Raw genomic sequence first — 16,063 nt, forward strand, 5'->3', positions numbered from 1 at the left:
CACCGCCCGGTCGGTCGACTCACCAACTCTCCCCGCTCTAAGGGACGGGCGGACCGGACAGATAGGTTCCCTTCCCGTCGTAGGGCCAGGCGTTGGCCACGCAGCCGAGCAGCCCCTTGATCTGCTGCATCATCGCGGGGGCGGGTTTGCCGGGGCCGGGGCAGGTCTCGTGCCCGCGGCCTATCTCGTGGCCGACCTCGTGGTTGACGATCAGTGCCCGGTACTCCTCCACGGGGCCTTTGAACTGGGGCGATCCCTCCTGCCAGCGCTTGAGGTTGACGACGACGTCGTGCCCCGCGCGGCAGTTGGTCTCGCCGACGAGCTCGGGGGTCACCACCTCGCACAGCTTGTCGGTGGTGGTGGGGGTGGCGATCTTCACGGTGAAGTCCACGGGGCTGCCGGCGCCGACGAGCTGGAAGCCGTACGCCGGGTCGGCTATCCAGCCGCGCGGGTCGCCGAGGATCGCCTCGACGGCCTGGGCGGCGGTGTTCGGGTCGACGCCGCTGCCCTCCTCGACCTCGACCCGCCAGCGGCGGGCCGTCCCCTTGCCCTGCGGCTGCCCGGAGCGGCTGGAGGCCGTGAAGGCGCCCGTTCCGGCGCCCGGGACCAGGGCCTTGGAACTCGCGGACGGCTTCGGGGAGGCCGGTGCGGCTGGCGCGGACGAGGACTTGCCGGGGACGGGGGAGCCGTGGGCGCCGCCGGCGGACCGCGAGGCCCGTCCGGGCTCCTCGGCGGGGCGCGGGTCGGCGGTCCGCCCGTCCGCGACGGTGGCCGTGTCCGGTTCGGGCCAGGCCGTCCACAGTGCGGCGACGGCGGCGACCGCGGTGGCCGAGGCGAGGAGGGTGCGGCGCAGCCGCCGGCGCCGTTCGGCCCGGCGGCGGGCGCGCGGCCCGCGGGGCGCCCCCGTACGGCCTGCGGCGGTGCGGCCCGCGGACTGGCCCGTGGTGCGACCGGTGGAACGACCTGCCGGCATGGTGAAGCCCTTTGCTCGGGGCGGCCTCCTCAGGATCCGGCCACCGGGCGGTCCGGAACCGGCGGGTGGTGACCGTCACCGGGCCGCGCCCGCCCAGTTAACCCCTTCCGTCGCTCAGGGCATAACTGTCCTCGGGGCCAGTTCGGTTGGGGCGGCCCCGGCATCGAATCGGAATAGGTCATTCCGGCGGGTCGTGGCCCCGTGGCGGACGGGCGGAGCCGCCGCCCGGCCGCGGCCCCGGGCCTGAGAGGATGGCCCCCGTACGCACACGGACCGGAACCAACGACGCACCTGAGGGGCCCACCCAGTGACCCGCGCTTCCCTGGACAAGCAGCCGCACGAAGTCGCCTCCATGTTCGACGGTGTGGCGGCGAACTACGACCTCACCAACGACGTGATCTCCCTCGGCCAGGCCCGCCTGTGGCGCAAGGAGGTCGCCAAGGCCGTCGCCGCCCGCCCCGGGCAGAAGGTGCTCGACCTGGCCGCCGGGACCGCGACCTCCTCGCTGCCGTTCGCCGCGACCGGCGCGTACGTGGTGCCCTGCGACTTCTCCCTCGGCATGCTCCGCGAGGGCAAGAAGCGCCACTCCTGGCTGCCGCTGACCGCCGGCGACGCGACGAAGCTGCCGTTCAAGGACGACGTCTTCGACACCGTGACGATCTCCTTCGGGCTGCGCAACGTGCACGACACCGAGGCCGCGCTGCGCGAGCTGCACCGGGTGGCCAAGCCCGGCGGGCAGGTCGTCATCTGCGAGTTCTCCCGGCCCGTCTGGGGGCCGTTCCGCACGGTCTACCTGGAGTACCTGATGCGCGCCCTGCCCCCGGTGGCCCGCGCCGTGTCCTCCAACCCCGACGCCTACGTGTACCTCGCCGAGTCGATCCGGGAGTGGCCGGATCAGTCGGAGCTGGCGGCGCTGCTGCAGAAGGCCGGCTGGTCCGAGGTCGCCTGGCGCAACCTCAGCGGCGGCATCGTCGCACTGCACCGCGGCTTCAAGGCCTAGCCGGCGGTGGCGGCGGCGGTGGTGGACACCGGAGCGCTGGACTACGCGGAACTGCTGGAGCGGATCGCGGCCGACGTGAGACACCTGATCGGCAGCGGCACACCCGCCGAGTACATCCCAGCGCTGGCGGAGGTGGACCCGGAGCGGTTCGGCATGGCCGTGGCGGACCTCGACGGGAACGTCGTCGGGGTGGGGGACTGGCAGACCCCCTTCTCCGCCCAGTCCATCACCAAGGTGTTCGCGCTCGCCCTGGCGCTGGCCGAGGGCGGCGACAGCCTGTGGGAGCGGGTGGGCCGGGAGCCCTCCGGCAACCCGTTCAACTCCCTGGTGCAGCTGGAGTACGAGAACGGCATCCCGCGCAACCCGTTCATCAACGCGGGCGCCCTCGTCGTCACCGACCGGCTGCAGACCCTGACCGGCGACGCGAGCAGCGAGCTGCTGGAGTTCCTGCGCCGGGAGAGCGGCAACCCGGACCTCGGCTTCGACGCCGAGGTCGCCGCCTCCGAGCACGAGCACGGCGACCGCAACGCCGCCCTCGCCCACTTCATGGCCTCGTACGGGAACATCGCCAACCCCGTGCCCGCCCTGCTCGACCACTACTTCTGGCAGTGCTCCATCGAGATGAGCTGCGCCGACCTGGCCCGCGCCGCGCGGTTCCTGGCGCGGCACGGGCTGCGGGCGGACGGCACCCGGCTGCTGACCCGCAGCGAGGCCAAGCAGATCAACGCGGTGATGATGACCTGCGGGACGTACGACGCGGCGGGCGACTTCGCCTACCGCGTCGGGCTGCCCGGCAAGAGCGGGGTGGGCGGCGGCATCGTCGCCGTCGTCCCCGGCCGCTGCACGCTCGCGGTGTGGAGCCCCGGCCTGGACAGCCGGGGCAACTCGGTGGCGGGTGTGGCCGCCCTCGACCGGTTCACGACCCTGACCGGACTGTCCGTCTTCTGACCCCGGTCACAGGGCGAGGGCGTAGCGGCGGCCGGTACGGGTGCCGCCGGGCAGGGGGAAGACCTCCTCCAGGGTCATGCCGAGGCGCTCGGCGACCGCCACCGAGCGCGCGTTCGCGTCGTCGATCATCGCCACGACGCGGGGCACCCCGGCGGCGCGGACCCGCTCCAGGGCGGTCAGCGCGGCGGCGTACGCGTACCCCTTGCCCCAGGCCGAGCGGGCCAGGCGCCAGCCGATCTCGATCTCGCCGACCGGCCCCCAGGCCTTCTCCGCGGGCCAGGGCTGGGCGCCGGTGAACCCCAGGACCCGGCCGTCCTCGTCCAGGAGCGTCCACAGGCAGTAGCCGAGCCGTGCGTCGTGCATCCGCTGCCGGGCGGTGAACTCCTCGTACGCGGACAGCTCGGCCGGGCCGCCGAGGAACTCCATCACGTCCGGGTCGGCGAAGACGCCGTGCCAGGCGTGCGCGTCCTCGTCGGTGGGCACGCGCAGCCGGACGGCGGGGAGCGGCCGGGAAGGCGAGGCCGGCGAGGTCGGCGAGGTCGGCGAGCTTGTCATCAGGTAACCCTTCGGATTCGCGATCTCTCTCGCTGCATAGACTGCACACGTCCCGTGCCCATGGGCACCCCTTATCGAGCCTTCGGGAGACCCCGCAGTGACCGAGCCCCTCTCCGAACACTCCGCGGATGTGATCGTCGTCGGGGCCGGGCCCGCCGGCTCGACCACCGCCTACTACCTCGCCAAGGCCGGACTGGACGTCCTGCTGCTGGAGAAGACGGCGTTCCCGCGCGAGAAGGTCTGCGGCGACGGCCTGACCCCGCGCGCCACGAAGCAGCTGGTCGCGATGGGCATCGACATCTCCGAAGAGGCCGGCTGGCTGCGCAACAAGGGCCTGCGGATCATCGGCGGCGGCCAGCGGCTCCAGCTGGACTGGCCGGAACTCGCCTCCTACCCGGACTACGGACTCGTCCGCAAGCGCGACGACTTCGACGAGATCCTGGCCCGGCAGGCCCAGAAGGCCGGCGCCCGCCTGCACGAGCGCTGCAACGTGGGCGAGCCGATCCGCGACCCGCGCACCGGGCACATCACCGGCGTGCACGCCAAGCTGGGCGAGGAGAAGACCCCGGTCACCTTCCACGCGCCGCTCGTCGTCGCCGCCGACGGCAACTCCTCCCGGCTGTCCCTGGCGATGGGCCTGCACCGGCGCGAGGACCGCCCGATGGGCGTGGCCGTCCGGACGTACTTCACCTCGCCCCGGCACGACGACGACTACCTGGAGTCCTGGCTGGAGCTGTGGGACCGGCGCGGCCCGCAGGACCGGCTGCTGCCCGGCTACGGCTGGATCTTCGGCATGGGCGACGGCACGTCCAACGTCGGCCTCGGCATCCTCAACTCCTCCTCCGCCTTCCGGGAGCTGGACTGGCGCGAGATCCTCAAGGCGTGGTGCGCGTCCATGCCGGAGGACTGGGGCTACACCCCCGAAAACATGACGCAGCCGATCCGCGGCGCGGCCCTGCCGATGGCGTTCAACCGGCAGCCGCACTACACCAAGGGCCTGCTGCTGGTCGGCGACGCGGGCGGGCTGGTCAACCCGTTCAACGGCGAGGGCATCGCGTACGCCATGGAGTCGGGCCGGATCGCGGCCGACGTCATCGTGCAGGCGAACGCCCGGGCCACGACGGCGCAGCGCGAGCTGGCCCTGCACAACTACCCGAAGGTGCTCAAGGAGACCTACGGCGGCTACTACTCGCTCGGCCGCGCCTTCGTGAAGCTGATCGGCAACCCGACGGTCATGAAGATCGCCACGCAGCGCGGTCTGACCCACCCGGTGCTCATGCGGTTCACGCTGAAGATGCTGGCCAATCTCACCGACCCGGCGGGCGGCGACGCGATGGACCGCATCATCAACGGCCTCTCGAAGGTGGCCCCCCGGGCCTGAACGAGCGGACCGCGTCGGCGGTCGGGCAGGCCGGGCGGACGCCCGGCTGTGCCGGGCGGGCCGGGCAGGGCGTGCGGGGCGTGTGAGGCGGGTCAGGCGGGCCGTGCCGGGTTTTGCCCGGCGCGGCCCGCTGCGTCGTCGTACGGGGCGCCGGAGGGCGTCTGAGCGGGGTTCGGGGGCTCAGGGTGCGGTGCACCGGCTCCGTGGACGGCGCGCACGCAGCGGGCCGTCAGCACGGCTCCCCACGCGAGCATCGCCAGGGCGGCGGCCCACACGAGGGTGAGTTGCGCCGGGTGCCCGGGTTTGTCCCAGGGGCGGGCGGTGTTCAGCAGCCAGCCGCCGACGGCGAGGAGGAAGAGCCCGGCGGCGGCCGGGAGGGCGGTGGCGTCCGCTCCGCCGTCGCCGCCGGGGCGGCTGTGTGCGGGCACGGCGGAGGGCCGGTACTCCGCCCCGAGCGGGGGAGTACCGGCCCTCCGGCCGTGTACGAGGTGCCCTGAGGGGCTCAGAGGACGCGGACGGCGCCCGTCGGCCGGTCGTAGCTCAGGTTGCGCTCGACGATGCCGGTGCTGGGGTTCTGCGCGCCGACGAACTTGCCGCCGCCGACGTAGATGGCGACGTGGTAGGCGCTGCCCTTGGCGCCCCAGTACAGGATGTCGCCCGGCTGCAGGGCGTTGAGCGAGACGGAGGTGCCGTACGAGGACTGCGGCTGCGAGGTGCGCGGCAGCGTGATACCGGCCTGCCGGTAGGCGGCCTGGACCAGGCCGGAGCAGTCGTACGCGGAGGGGCCGGTCGAGCCCAGAATGTAGGCCTTGCCGACCTGCGCGCGGGCGAAGTTCACGATGGCGGCGGCGGAGCCCTTCGCCGGAGTGACCGTCCCGACACCCTGCTCCTCGGAAGAGGCGGCGGCGGAGGCCGTCTTCAGCGCGGTGCGCTCGGCGTTGCGGGTGGCGCGCTCGGCTTCGGCCTTGCGGTCCGCCTCCTGCTTCGCCTTCTTCTCGGCGGCTTCCTTGGCCTGCTTCGCCTCGGAGGCGGCGCCGCTGCGGGCGCTCTCCTCCTCGGCCTGCAGCTCGCCCTCGACGGCAGCCGCGCGGGTGTTCTCCGCGGCGGTGGTGACGGCAGTGGACACATCGGCGGCCAAGTCCATGTTGAGGACCGGCATTTCGAGGGTCTCGGTCACAGGCTCGGCGGCGGGGGACGCGCTCGCCGTGCCGGCCATCGCCAGGGTGCCGAGGACGCCACCGGCGACTCCGGCGCGTACCGCGAGCTTCGAGGCGCTGCGGCGGGGCTTCCGGTGGCTGGGTATGTGAGCGGTGTGGGACATGAGTACAACCGCTATCAGGGGGGTGCGGCTCGCTTCAAGAAACGTGGTCTGCGCCACAGTTGCGCGGGAAGTGCGGCAACCGGGCGTGGCGCGCCCCTTATTGACGCCGTAACGGACGAATCGGACACCCCCTCGCAAGGCTGTGATCATGGGGTTTCCGCAATAAGTCCTATTTGGTCCCGCGCCTACCATCCCCGCGGACAGTTGGCCAAGCCCCGCTTCGGAGGGCCCGGTTCGGAGTGGCGCAGGTCACAGGATCGTCTCGCCGCGGGGCCCTCGTTGCCGGTCTGTGATCGCGCCGTGAGCGAGTCGCGTCCGAAGCGGCCCGCGGGGTGGGCGGAGGGGTGGGCGGAGGGGCGGGCGGGGAGGTGGCCGGAACGCCGTCGGAGGGGTGGCCGGAAGATCGCCGGCGGGCGGCCGGAAGGCCGTCGGAGGGACGGTCGGAAGATCGCCGGCGGCCCGCCGGGAATCCCCGGGAACTCCTTCCGGGGCCGGGTCGAGATCGTGAACGGACGCACGTGTCCACTTCCGTCCCCGCGGGCTCCCCCGACCGGGCGACGCCGATCCCATTACCATGGACATCTGAATTCGGCCAAATTTGCCTGCCCTCCTCATCGTTTGATAGGGCGAGACCCCTTCTACCTGGGGTAACAGGCGTGGATGTCACGTTTGGTGATCAAGTGGATGCCTTGTGTATGAAGATCACCACTCATCGGACTTCATGATCGTTCGCCGGGTGGTGGAGATCACAAACTCGGTGTTGTCACCCGTGTCGCAGATCACAGATCGGCGGGCATAGGATGCGCAGCAGCCCGGCTTGTGAACTGCCTCACATGCAAGTGCTCGATCAAAAGCGCGATCTTCGCGGGGCAGGGCAGTGGCGCCGGCGCAGCGGTCCAACGGTCAAGGACGACTGGAAGGAGCGAGGAGCGTGAATGCCTACGCGCCCATCCTCGTGCTCGGCGCCCTAGGCGCAGGGTTTGCGATCTTCTCCGTGGTCATGGCCACGCTGATCGGCCCGAAGCGGTACAACCGGGCGAAGCTCGAAGCGTACGAGTGCGGCATCGAGCCGACCCCCACGCCGGCCGGCGGCGGCCGCTTCCCCATCAAGTACTACCTGACGGCGATGCTCTTCATCGTCTTCGACATCGAGGTTGTCTTCCTCTACCCCTGGGCCGTCACCTTCGACGCCCTGGGGATCTTCGGGCTCGTCGAGATGCTGCTCTTCGTGCTCACCGTCTTCGTCGCCTACGCCTACGTCTGGCGCCGCGGCGGCCTGGAATGGGACTGAGGGACTGAATTCCCATGGGACTGGAAGAAAAGCTGCCGAGCGGCTTCCTGCTGACCACCGTCGAACAGGCCGCGGGCTGGGTGCGCAAAGCCTCCGTCTTCCCCGCCACCTTCGGCCTGGCCTGCTGCGCCATCGAGATGATGACCACCGGTGCGGGCCGGTACGACATGGCCCGCTTCGGCATGGAGGTCTTCCGCGGCTCCCCGCGCCAGGCCGACCTGATGATCGTGGCCGGCCGCGTCAGCCAGAAGATGGCGCCGGTGCTGCGGCAGGTGTACGACCAGATGCCCGCTCCCAAATGGGTCATCTCCATGGGGGTTTGTGCATCTTCGGGCGGAATGTTCAACAACTACGCGATCGTCCAGGGCGTCGACCACATCGTCCCGGTGGACATCTACCTGCCCGGCTGCCCGCCCCGCCCCGAAATGCTGCTGGACGCGATCCTCAAGCTCCACCAGAAGATCCAGACCTCCAAGCTCGGGGTGAACCGGGAAGAGGCGGCCCGCGAGGCCGAGGCCGCGGCCCTCAAGGCCCTCCCCACCATCGAGATGAAGGGGCTGCTCCGGTGAGCGAGACCACCCCAGACCACGGCAACGGGAACGGCAACAACGTTCCCGCTCCCCGGGAGTCCGCCGGCGGGCCCGAGGTGATCGGCGTCCGCAAGGGCATGTTCGGCGCCCGGGGCGGCGGGGACACCAGCGGCTACGGCGGCCTGGTCCGCACCGTCGCCCTGCCCGGCCCGAGCCACCGCCCGTACGGCTCCTACTTCGACGAGGTGGCCGACGAGCTCGAAGGCGCCCTGGAGGAACAGGACCTGCTCCCCGCCGACGCCATCGAGAAGACGGTCGTCGACCGCGGCGAGCTCACGTTCCACATCGCCCGCGAGCACCTCGTCCGGGTCGCCTCCACCCTCCGCGACGACCCCGCCCTGCGCTTCGAACTGTGCACCGGCGTCAGCGGCGTCCACTACCCCGAGGACCGGGGCCGCGAGCTGCACGCCGTCTACCACCTGCGCTCGATCACCCACGGCCGGACCGTGCGCCTGGAGGTGTCCGCCCCGGACAGCGACCCGCACGTCCCCTCGCTCGTCTCCGTCTACCCGACCAACGACTGGCACGAGCGCGAGACGTACGACTTCTTCGGCCTGGTCTTCGACGGGCACCCGGCCCTCACCCGGATCATGATGCCGGACGACTGGCAGGGCTTCCCGCAGCGCAAGGACTACCCGCTCGGCGGCATCCCCGTCGAGTACAAGGGCGCCCAGATCCCGGCTCCCGACCAGCGGAGGTCGTACAGCTGATGTCCAACACCTCGAACCACGCGGCCTCCCGCGAAACCACCGAGGGCACCGTCTACACGGTCACCGGCGGCGACTGGGACGAGATCGTCCAGTCCGCGGCCAAGGCGGACGACGAGCGGATCGTCGTCAACATGGGGCCCCAGCACCCGTCCACCCACGGAGTGCTCCGCCTCATCCTGGAGATCGACGGCGAGACGGTCACCGAGGCCCGCTGCGGCATCGGCTACCTCCACACCGGCATCGAGAAGAACCTCGAATTCCGGAACTGGACGCAGGGCACCACCTTCGTCACGCGCATGGACTACCTCACGCCGTTCTTCAACGAGACGGCGTACTGCCTCGGCGTCGAGAAGCTGCTCGGCATCACCGACCAGATCCCCGACCGCGCCACGGTCCTGCGCGTGCTGCTGATGGAGCTCAACCGGATCTCCTCCCACCTGGTGTGCATCGCCACCGGCGGCATGGAGCTCGGCGCCACCACGATCATGATCTACGGCTTCCGGGACCGCGAGCTGATCCTCGACATCTACGAGCTGATCACCGGCCTGCGCATGAACCACGCGTTCGTCCGCCCCGGCGGCCTCGCCCAGGACCTGCCCCCCGGCGCCGTGGACCAGCTGCGCGAGTTCCTCAAGACCATGAAGAGGAACCTGCCGGAGTACGACAAGCTCGCCACCGGCAACCCCATCTTCAAGGCCCGCATGCAGGACGTCGGCTACCTCGACCTCACCGGCTGCATGGCCCTGGGCGCCACCGGCCCCATCCTGCGCTCGGCCGGCCTGCCGCACGACCTGCGCAAGGCGGACCCGTACTGCGGCTACGAGACCTACGAGTTCGACGTGCCGACCACCGAGACCTGCGACTCCTACGGCCGGTTCCTGATCCGCCTGGAGGAGATGCGCCAGTCCCTGCGGATCATCGAGCAGTGCCTGGACCGGCTGGAGCCCGGCCCCGTCATGGTCGCCGACAAGAAGATCGCCTGGCCGGCGCAGCTCGCGATGGGCCCGGACGGGCTCGGCAACTCGCTCGACCACATCAAGAACATCATGGGCACCTCCATGGAGGCCCTCATCCACCACTTCAAGCTGGTGACCGAGGGATTCCGGGTGCCGGCCGGGCAGGCCTACGCGGCCGTCGAGTCCCCCAAGGGCGAGCTCGGCGTCCACGTCGTCTCCGACGGCGGCACCCGCCCCTACCGGGTCCACTTCCGCGACCCGTCCTTCACCAACCTGCAGGCCATGGCCGCGATGTGCGAGGGCGGCATGTTCGCCGACGTCATCGTCGCCGTCGCCTCCATCGACCCCGTGATGGGAGGCGTCGACCGATGACAGCCAATCCCGCCCGTCGAGAGGTGAGCCTGGGCATGCCCCGGCTGCCCGCCCCCGACTACCCGGCGGAGGTCCGCGCACGGCTGGCGGCGGACGCCGCGGACGTGATCGCCCGCTACCCCGACAGCCGCTCCGCCCTCCTGCCGCTGCTGCACCTCACCCAGTCCGAGGAGGGCCACGTCTCGCCCACCGGCATCCGGTTCTGCGCCGAGACGCTCGGCCTGACCACCGCCGAGGTCACCGCCGTCGCCACCTTCTACACCATGTACCGGCGCCGGCCCTCGGGCGACTACCAGGTCGGCGTCTGCACCAACACGCTGTGCGCCGTCATGGGCGGCGACGCCATCTTCGAGGAACTCAAGGAGCACCTCGGGATCGGCAACAACGAGACCACCCCCGACGGCAAGGTCACCCTCGAACACATCGAGTGCAACGCGGCCTGCGACTACGCCCCCGTGGTGATGGTCAACTGGGAGTTCTTCGACAACCAGACCCCCGAGTCCGCCAAGTCCCTCGTCGACGACCTGCGCGCAGGCCGCCCCGTCGAACCGACCCGGGGCGCGCCCCTGTGCACGTACAAGGAGACCGCCCGGATCCTGGCCGGCTTCCCCGACGAGCGGCCCGGCGCCGTCGAGGCGAGCGGCAGCGCCGGACCCGCCTCCCTGATCGGACTGCGCATCGCGCGCGGCGAGACCCCGCACCACGGCAAGGTCGTGCACCCGCGCGGCGAGGCGGCCGGCGAGGAGGGGGAGTGATGACGGTGACCACTGCCATGCACGAGAACGGCACCAGCCCGGAGAAGCTGCTGGCCCCCGTGCTGTCGGCGTTCTGGGACGAACCGCGGTCGTGGACGCTGGAGACCTACCGGCGCCACGAGGGCTACGAGGGCCTGCGCAAGGCCCTCGCCATGACCCCGGACGAGGTCATCGCGTACGTGAAGGACTCCGGCCTGCGCGGACGCGGCGGCGCGGGCTTCCCCACCGGGATGAAGTGGCAGTTCATCCCGCAGGGCGACGGCAAGCCGCACTACCTCGTCGTGAACGCGGACGAGTCGGAGCCGGGAACCTGCAAGGACATCCCCCTTCTCTTCGCCAACCCGCACTCCCTCATCGAGGGAATGGTCATCGCCTGCTACGCGATCCGTTCGGAGCACGCCTTCATCTACCTGCGCGGCGAGGTCGTGCCGGTCCTGCGGCGCCTGCACGAGGCGGTGCGCGAGGCGTACGAGGCCGGCTACCTCGGGGACAACATCCTCGGGAGCGGGATGAAGCTCGACGTCACCGTGCACGCGGGAGCGGGCGCGTACATCTGCGGCGAGGAGACGGCACTCCTCGACTCCCTCGAAGGCCGGCGCGGCCAGCCCCGGCTGCGTCCCCCCTTCCCCGCCGTCGAGGGGCTCTACGCGTGCCCCACTGTCGTCAACAACGTCGAGTCCATCGCGTCGGTTCCCGCGATCCTGGGCAAGGGCAAGGACTGGTTCAAGGCGATGGGGACCGAGAAGTCCCCCGGCTTCACCCTGTACTCGCTCTCCGGGCACGTCGCCGCCCCCGGCCAGTACGAGGCCCCGCTCGGCATCACCCTGCGCCAGCTCCTCGACATGAGCGGCGGGATGCGCCCCGGCCACCGGCTGAAGTTCTGGACCCCCGGCGGCTCCTCCACCCCCATGTTCACCGCCGAGCACCTGGACGTCCCGCTCGACTACGAGGGCGTCGGCGCGGCCGGTTCCATGCTCGGCACCAAGGCGCTGCAGTGCTTCGACGAGACCACCTGCGTGGTGCGGGCCGTGACCCGGTGGACCGAGTTCTACGCCCACGAGTCCTGCGGCAAGTGCACCCCCTGCCGCGAGGGCACGTACTGGCTGGTCCAGCTGCTCCGCGACATCGAGGACGGCAAGGGCGTCCTGTCCGACCTCGACAAGCTGAACGACATCGCCGACAACATCAACGGCAAGTCGTTCTGCGCGCTCGGTGACGGCGCCGCCAGCCCGATCTTCTCCTCGCTGAAGTACTTCCGCGAGGAGTACGAGCAGCACATCACGGGCAAGGGCTGCCCCTTCGACCCCAGGAAGTCGACCCTCTGGGCCGACAGGGAGGTGAACGCATGACCGTCGCCACGAACGCCCCCGCCGGTGGCGGAGCGGCCGCGGTGCCGCCGGAGGACACGGTCTCCCTCACCATCGACGGCATCGAACTGTCGGTGCCCAAGGGAACCCTGGTCATCCGGGCCGCCGAGCAGATCGGCATCGAGATCCCCCGGTTCTGCGACCACCCCCTCCTCGACCCGGTCGGCGCCTGCCGGCAGTGCATCGTCGAGGTCGAGGGCCAGCGCAAGCCGATGGCCTCCTGCACCATCACCTGCACCGACGGCATGGTCGTCCGGACGCAGCTCACCTCCCCGGTCGCCGAGAAGGCCCAGCGCGGGGTGATGGAGCTGCTGCTCATCAACCACCCGCTGGACTGCCCGGTCTGCGACAAGGGCGGCGAGTGCCCCCTGCAGAACCAGGCGATGTCGCACGGCAACGCCGACTCCCGCTTCGAGGGCAGGAAGCGCACCTACGAGAAGCCGGTCCCGATCTCCACGCAGGTGCTGCTGGACCGCGAGCGGTGCGTGCTGTGCGCCCGCTGCACCCGCTTCTCCACCCAGGTCGCCGGCGACCCGATGATCGAGCTGCTGGAACGCGGCGCGCTGCAGCAGGTCGGCACCGGCGAGGGCGACCCCTTCGAGTCGTACTTCTCCGGCAACACCATTCAGATCTGCCCGGTCGGCGCCCTCACCTCCGCCGCGTACCGGTTCCGCTCCCGCCCCTTCGACCTCGTCTCCTCCCCGAGCGTGTGCGAGCACTGCGCGGGCGGCTGCGCGACCCGTACCGACCACCGGCGGGGCAAGGTGCTGCGCCGGATGGCCGCCGAGGATCCCGAGGTCAACGAGGAGTGGATCTGCGACAAGGGCCGGTTCGCGTTCCGCTACGCGCAGCGCCCGGACCGGCTGACCACCCCGCTGGTCCGCAGCGCCGCGGGCGTCCTGGAGCCGGCGAGCTGGCCCGAGGCGCTTCGGGCCGCGGCCGCCGGGCTCGCCGCCGCGCGCGGCCGGGCCGGCGTGCTGACCGGCGGGCGGCTCACCGTCGAGGACGCCTACGCGTACGCCAAGTTCGCGCGGGTGGTCCTGGACACCAACGACATCGACTTCCGGGCCCGCGTGCACAGCGCGGAGGAGGCCGATTTCCTGGCCTCCGAGGTCGCCGGGTACGGGGTCGACCTGCGCGGGCCGTGGCTGTCGTACGCGGAGCTGGAGGCCGCGCCCGCCGTGCTCCTCGCCGGCATCGAGGCCGAGGAGGAGGCCCCGGGCGTCTTCCTGCGGCTGCGCAAGGCGTACCGCAAGCGCAAGCAGCGGACCTTCGCCCTCGCCCCGTTCGCCACCCGGGGCCTGGCCAAGGCGGGCGGCACGCTGCTGGCCGCGGCCCCCGGCACCGAGCCCGAGTGGCTCGACGCGCTGGCCTCCGGCACCGGCCTGGAGGCGGGCGGCGCCGAGGCCGCCGAGGCGCTGCGCCGGCCCGGCGCCGTCATCGTCGTCGGCGAGCGCCTCGCCGGGGTGCCGGGTGCGCTGACCGCGGCCGTACGGGCGGCGGGTGCGACCGGGGCCACCCTGGTGTGGATCCCGCGCCGGGCCGGCGAGCGGGCCGCGATCGAGGCGGGTGCGCTGCCGTCCCTGCTGCCCGGCGGCCGCCCGGCCACCGACCCGCGGGCCCGCGACGAGGTCGCGGCCGCCTGGGGCATGGAGGAGCTGCCGCACCGCTACGGCCGTGACACCGGGCAGATCGTCGAGGCCGCCGCCACCGGCGAACTGTCCGCCCTGCTGGTGGCGGGCGTCGAGGTCGCCGACCTGCCGGACCCGCAGCGGGCCCGGACCGCCCTGAAGGAGGCCTTCGTGGTCTCCCTGGAGCTGCGGCCCGGCGAGGTCACGGGCCACGCCGACGTGGTCTTCCCGGTCGCCGCCGTCGCCGAGAAGACCGGCACGTTCATCAACTGGGAAGGCCGGGTCCGGCCGTTCGAGGCCGCGCTCAAGCCCGACCAGATGACCCGCCCGCCCGCCCCCGCCGACGCCCGGGTGCTGCACATGCTGGCCGACGCCGCCGACCGGTCCCTCGCCCTGCCCGACGTGCACGCCGTACGCCGCGAACTGGAGCGGCTCGGCCCGTGGGAGGGCGCACTCGCCTCCGACGTCTCCGCCGGCACCGAGCCGCTGCCCCGCCCCGGAGTCGGCGAGGCCGTCCTCGCCGGCCACCGGCTGCTCCTCGACCGGGGCCTGCTCCAGGAGGGCGACGAGGCCCTGGCGGGCACCCGGCACGAGGCCGCGGCCCGGCTGTCGGCCGCCACGGCCGCCGAGACCGGCGTCAAGGACGGCGACGTCCTCGCGGTGACCGGCCCGTCCGGCACCACGGAACTCCCCTTGCGGATCACGGAGATGCCCGACCGGGTGGTCTGGCTCCCGCTGAACTCCACCGGCTCGGGCGTGCGCGCCGACACCGGCGCCCTGCCGGGCACCCTCGTCCGGATCGGCCCGGCGGCGCCGGCCGGCGCCGCCGGCACCACTGCGGAGGTGGGCGCGTGAACGCGGTACAGCTCGCTGTCGAGGACCTGTCCCTGTTCGGCCGGGACCCCTGGTGGCTCGTCGTCATCAAGGCGGTGTTCTGCTTCGCCTTCCTGATGGTGACCGTGCTCTTCTCCATCGTGTGGGAGCGCAAGGTCGTCGCCTGGATGCAGCTGCGCATCGGCCCCAACCGGCACGGCCCCTGGGGCATGCTCCAGTCGCTCGCCGACGGCGTGAAGCTGATGCTCAAGGAAGACGTCATCGTCAAGCGGGCCGACAAGGTCGTCTACGTCCTGGCGCCGATCGTCGCGGCGATCCCCGCGTTCATGGCGATCGCGGTGATCCCCTTCGGGCCCCCCGGCAACGAGGTGTCGATCTTCGGGCAGCGCACCACGATGCAGCTGACCGACCTGCCCATCGCGATGCTGTACATCCTCGCGGTGGCCTCGGTCGGCATCTACGGCATCGTGCTGGCCGGCTGGTCCTCGGGGTCCACGTACCCGCTGCTCGGGGGCTTGCGCTCCTGCGCGCAGATGATCAGCTACGAGATCGCGATGGGCGCGGCCTTCGCCTCCGTCTTCCTCTACTCCGGGTCGATGTCGACGTCGGCGATCGTGGAGGCGCAGGCGGACCGCTGGTTCATCGTGCTGCTGCCGGTGTCGTTCATCATCTACGTCGTCACGATGGTCGGCGAGACGAACCGCGCCCCGTTCGACATGCCGGAGTCCGAGGGCGACCTCGTCGGCGGCTTCAACACCGAGTACTCGTCCATCAAGTTCGCGATGTTCATGCTGGCCGAGTACGTCAACATGGTCACCGTCTCGGCGGTCTCGGTCACCCTGTTCCTCGGCGGCTGGCGGGCCCCGTACCCGATCAGCAGCTTCTGGGAGGGCGCCAACCACGGCTGGTGGCCGCTGCTCTGGTTCGTCATCAAGGTGCAGCTGCTGCTGTTCTTCTTCATCTGGCTGCGCGGCACCCTGCCCCGCGTCCGCTACGACCAGCTGATGAAGCTCGGCTGGAAGGTCCTGATCCCGGTCTCCGTGCTGTGGCTGATGCTGGTGGCGACCGTCCGGGCGCTGCGCAACGAGGCCTACAACTTCTCGCAGATCGTCCTGTACGTCGGCGGCGCGGTCGTCGCGATCCTGCTGCTGTCCTTCGTCGCCGACGTGCTGCGCGACCGCAAGGAGAAGGCCGCGGCCGAGCGGTCCGGCGCGGCCGCCGCGGACGAGCCCTTCGACCCGCTCGCGGGCGGATTCCCCGTACCCCCCAAGCCCGGCCAGCAGCCGGCACCCGTACCCCGCAGGCGGCCCCGTCACGAGCGGGAGCTGATTGTCAGTGGCGGGACGAATACTGAGAGTGACCGAAAGGAGGGTTGAGAC

The 16,063-nt window shown here is 71.5% G+C and carries 15 protein-coding genes; 11 read left to right on the top strand and 4 right to left on the bottom strand.

The features are described from left to right. Positions 1-37: 37 nt before the first annotated feature. A complete protein-coding gene (locus AC068A_RS14420) occupies positions 38-973 on the bottom strand; it encodes a DUF3152 domain-containing protein (RefSeq protein ID WP_478584760.1) in 936 nt (311 codons plus the stop codon). Positions 974-1,280: 307 nt separating this feature from the next. On the opposite strand from AC068A_RS14420, the gene AC068A_RS14425 reads away from it, so the two are divergent. Both AC068A_RS14425 and AC068A_RS14430 read left to right on the top strand, forming a co-directional pair. Further along, the gene (locus AC068A_RS14425; RefSeq protein ID WP_478584762.1) at positions 1,281-1,973 is read left to right on the top strand and encodes a demethylmenaquinone methyltransferase; all 693 of its coding nucleotides are present in this window, start codon (positions 1,281-1,283) and stop codon (positions 1,971-1,973) included. A 36-nt stretch (positions 1,974-2,009) separates the two neighbouring features. Beyond that, a complete protein-coding gene (locus tag AC068A_RS14430; protein ID WP_478584977.1) occupies positions 2,010-2,921 on the top strand; it encodes a glutaminase in 912 nt (303 codons plus the stop codon). A 6-nt stretch (positions 2,922-2,927) separates the two neighbouring features. On the opposite strand, the gene AC068A_RS14435 is transcribed toward AC068A_RS14430, so the two are convergent. Then, entirely contained in the window at positions 2,928-3,476 is a 549-nt protein-coding gene (locus AC068A_RS14435) for a GNAT family N-acetyltransferase (RefSeq protein WP_478584764.1), read from the bottom strand. Positions 3,477-3,573: 97 nt separating this feature from the next. Between AC068A_RS14435 and AC068A_RS14440 the strand changes: the two genes are divergently transcribed. Beyond that, positions 3,574-4,857: a geranylgeranyl reductase family protein gene (locus AC068A_RS14440; RefSeq protein ID WP_478584766.1), complete on the top strand. Its 1,284-nt coding sequence runs from the start codon at positions 3,574-3,576 to the stop codon at positions 4,855-4,857. A gap of 92 nt (positions 4,858-4,949) precedes the next feature. On the opposite strand, the gene AC068A_RS14445 is transcribed toward AC068A_RS14440, so the two are convergent. Together AC068A_RS14445 and AC068A_RS14450 are read right to left on the bottom strand one after the other, a co-directional pair. Then, on the bottom strand, positions 4,950-5,285 hold the full coding sequence (locus AC068A_RS14445; RefSeq protein ID WP_478584767.1) for a hypothetical protein: 336 nt from the start codon (positions 5,283-5,285) through the stop codon (positions 4,950-4,952). A 74-nt stretch (positions 5,286-5,359) separates the two neighbouring features. Further along, positions 5,360-6,178, bottom strand: coding sequence for a C40 family peptidase (locus tag AC068A_RS14450; RefSeq protein WP_478584768.1), 819 nt, complete (start codon positions 6,176-6,178; stop codon positions 5,360-5,362). A gap of 931 nt (positions 6,179-7,109) precedes the next feature. Between AC068A_RS14450 and AC068A_RS14455 the strand changes: the two genes are divergently transcribed. The 8 genes from AC068A_RS14455 to nuoH are packed head-to-tail and all read left to right on the top strand — an operon-like array spanning position 7,110 to position 16,060. After that, on the top strand, positions 7,110-7,469 hold the full coding sequence (locus AC068A_RS14455; protein ID WP_114053663.1) for an NADH-quinone oxidoreductase subunit A: 360 nt from the start codon (positions 7,110-7,112) through the stop codon (positions 7,467-7,469). A 14-nt stretch (positions 7,470-7,483) separates the two neighbouring features. Then, positions 7,484-8,038, top strand: coding sequence for a NuoB/complex I 20 kDa subunit family protein (locus AC068A_RS14460; RefSeq protein ID WP_478584771.1), 555 nt, complete (start codon positions 7,484-7,486; stop codon positions 8,036-8,038). Continuing rightward, the gene (locus tag AC068A_RS14465; protein ID WP_478584773.1) at positions 8,035-8,769 is read left to right on the top strand and encodes an NADH-quinone oxidoreductase subunit C; all 735 of its coding nucleotides are present in this window, start codon (positions 8,035-8,037) and stop codon (positions 8,767-8,769) included. Before AC068A_RS14460 ends, AC068A_RS14465 begins: the two co-directional genes overlap by 4 nt. Beyond that, a complete protein-coding gene (locus AC068A_RS14470) occupies positions 8,769-10,097 on the top strand; it encodes an NADH-quinone oxidoreductase subunit D (protein WP_478584774.1) in 1,329 nt (442 codons plus the stop codon). Before AC068A_RS14465 ends, AC068A_RS14470 begins: the two co-directional genes overlap by 1 nt. After that, the gene (gene nuoE, locus AC068A_RS14475; protein ID WP_478584776.1) at positions 10,094-10,852 is read left to right on the top strand and encodes an NADH-quinone oxidoreductase subunit NuoE; all 759 of its coding nucleotides are present in this window, start codon (positions 10,094-10,096) and stop codon (positions 10,850-10,852) included. The genes AC068A_RS14470 and nuoE overlap by 4 nt, the downstream gene beginning before the upstream one ends. Continuing rightward, a complete protein-coding gene (nuoF, locus tag AC068A_RS14480; RefSeq protein WP_478584778.1) occupies positions 10,852-12,201 on the top strand; it encodes an NADH-quinone oxidoreductase subunit NuoF in 1,350 nt (449 codons plus the stop codon). Before nuoE ends, nuoF begins: the two co-directional genes overlap by 1 nt. Beyond that, positions 12,198-14,705, top strand: coding sequence for an NADH-quinone oxidoreductase subunit G (locus AC068A_RS14485; RefSeq protein ID WP_478584780.1), 2,508 nt, complete (start codon positions 12,198-12,200; stop codon positions 14,703-14,705). Before nuoF ends, AC068A_RS14485 begins: the two co-directional genes overlap by 4 nt. Beyond that, positions 14,702-16,060, top strand: a complete 1,359-nt coding sequence (nuoH, locus tag AC068A_RS14490) for an NADH-quinone oxidoreductase subunit NuoH (RefSeq protein ID WP_478584781.1) — start codon at positions 14,702-14,704, stop codon at positions 16,058-16,060. Before AC068A_RS14485 ends, nuoH begins: the two co-directional genes overlap by 4 nt. The last annotated feature ends 3 nt before the right edge of the window (positions 16,061-16,063 follow it).

This window comes from Streptomyces sp. NPDC043854 (assembly GCF_056436005.1).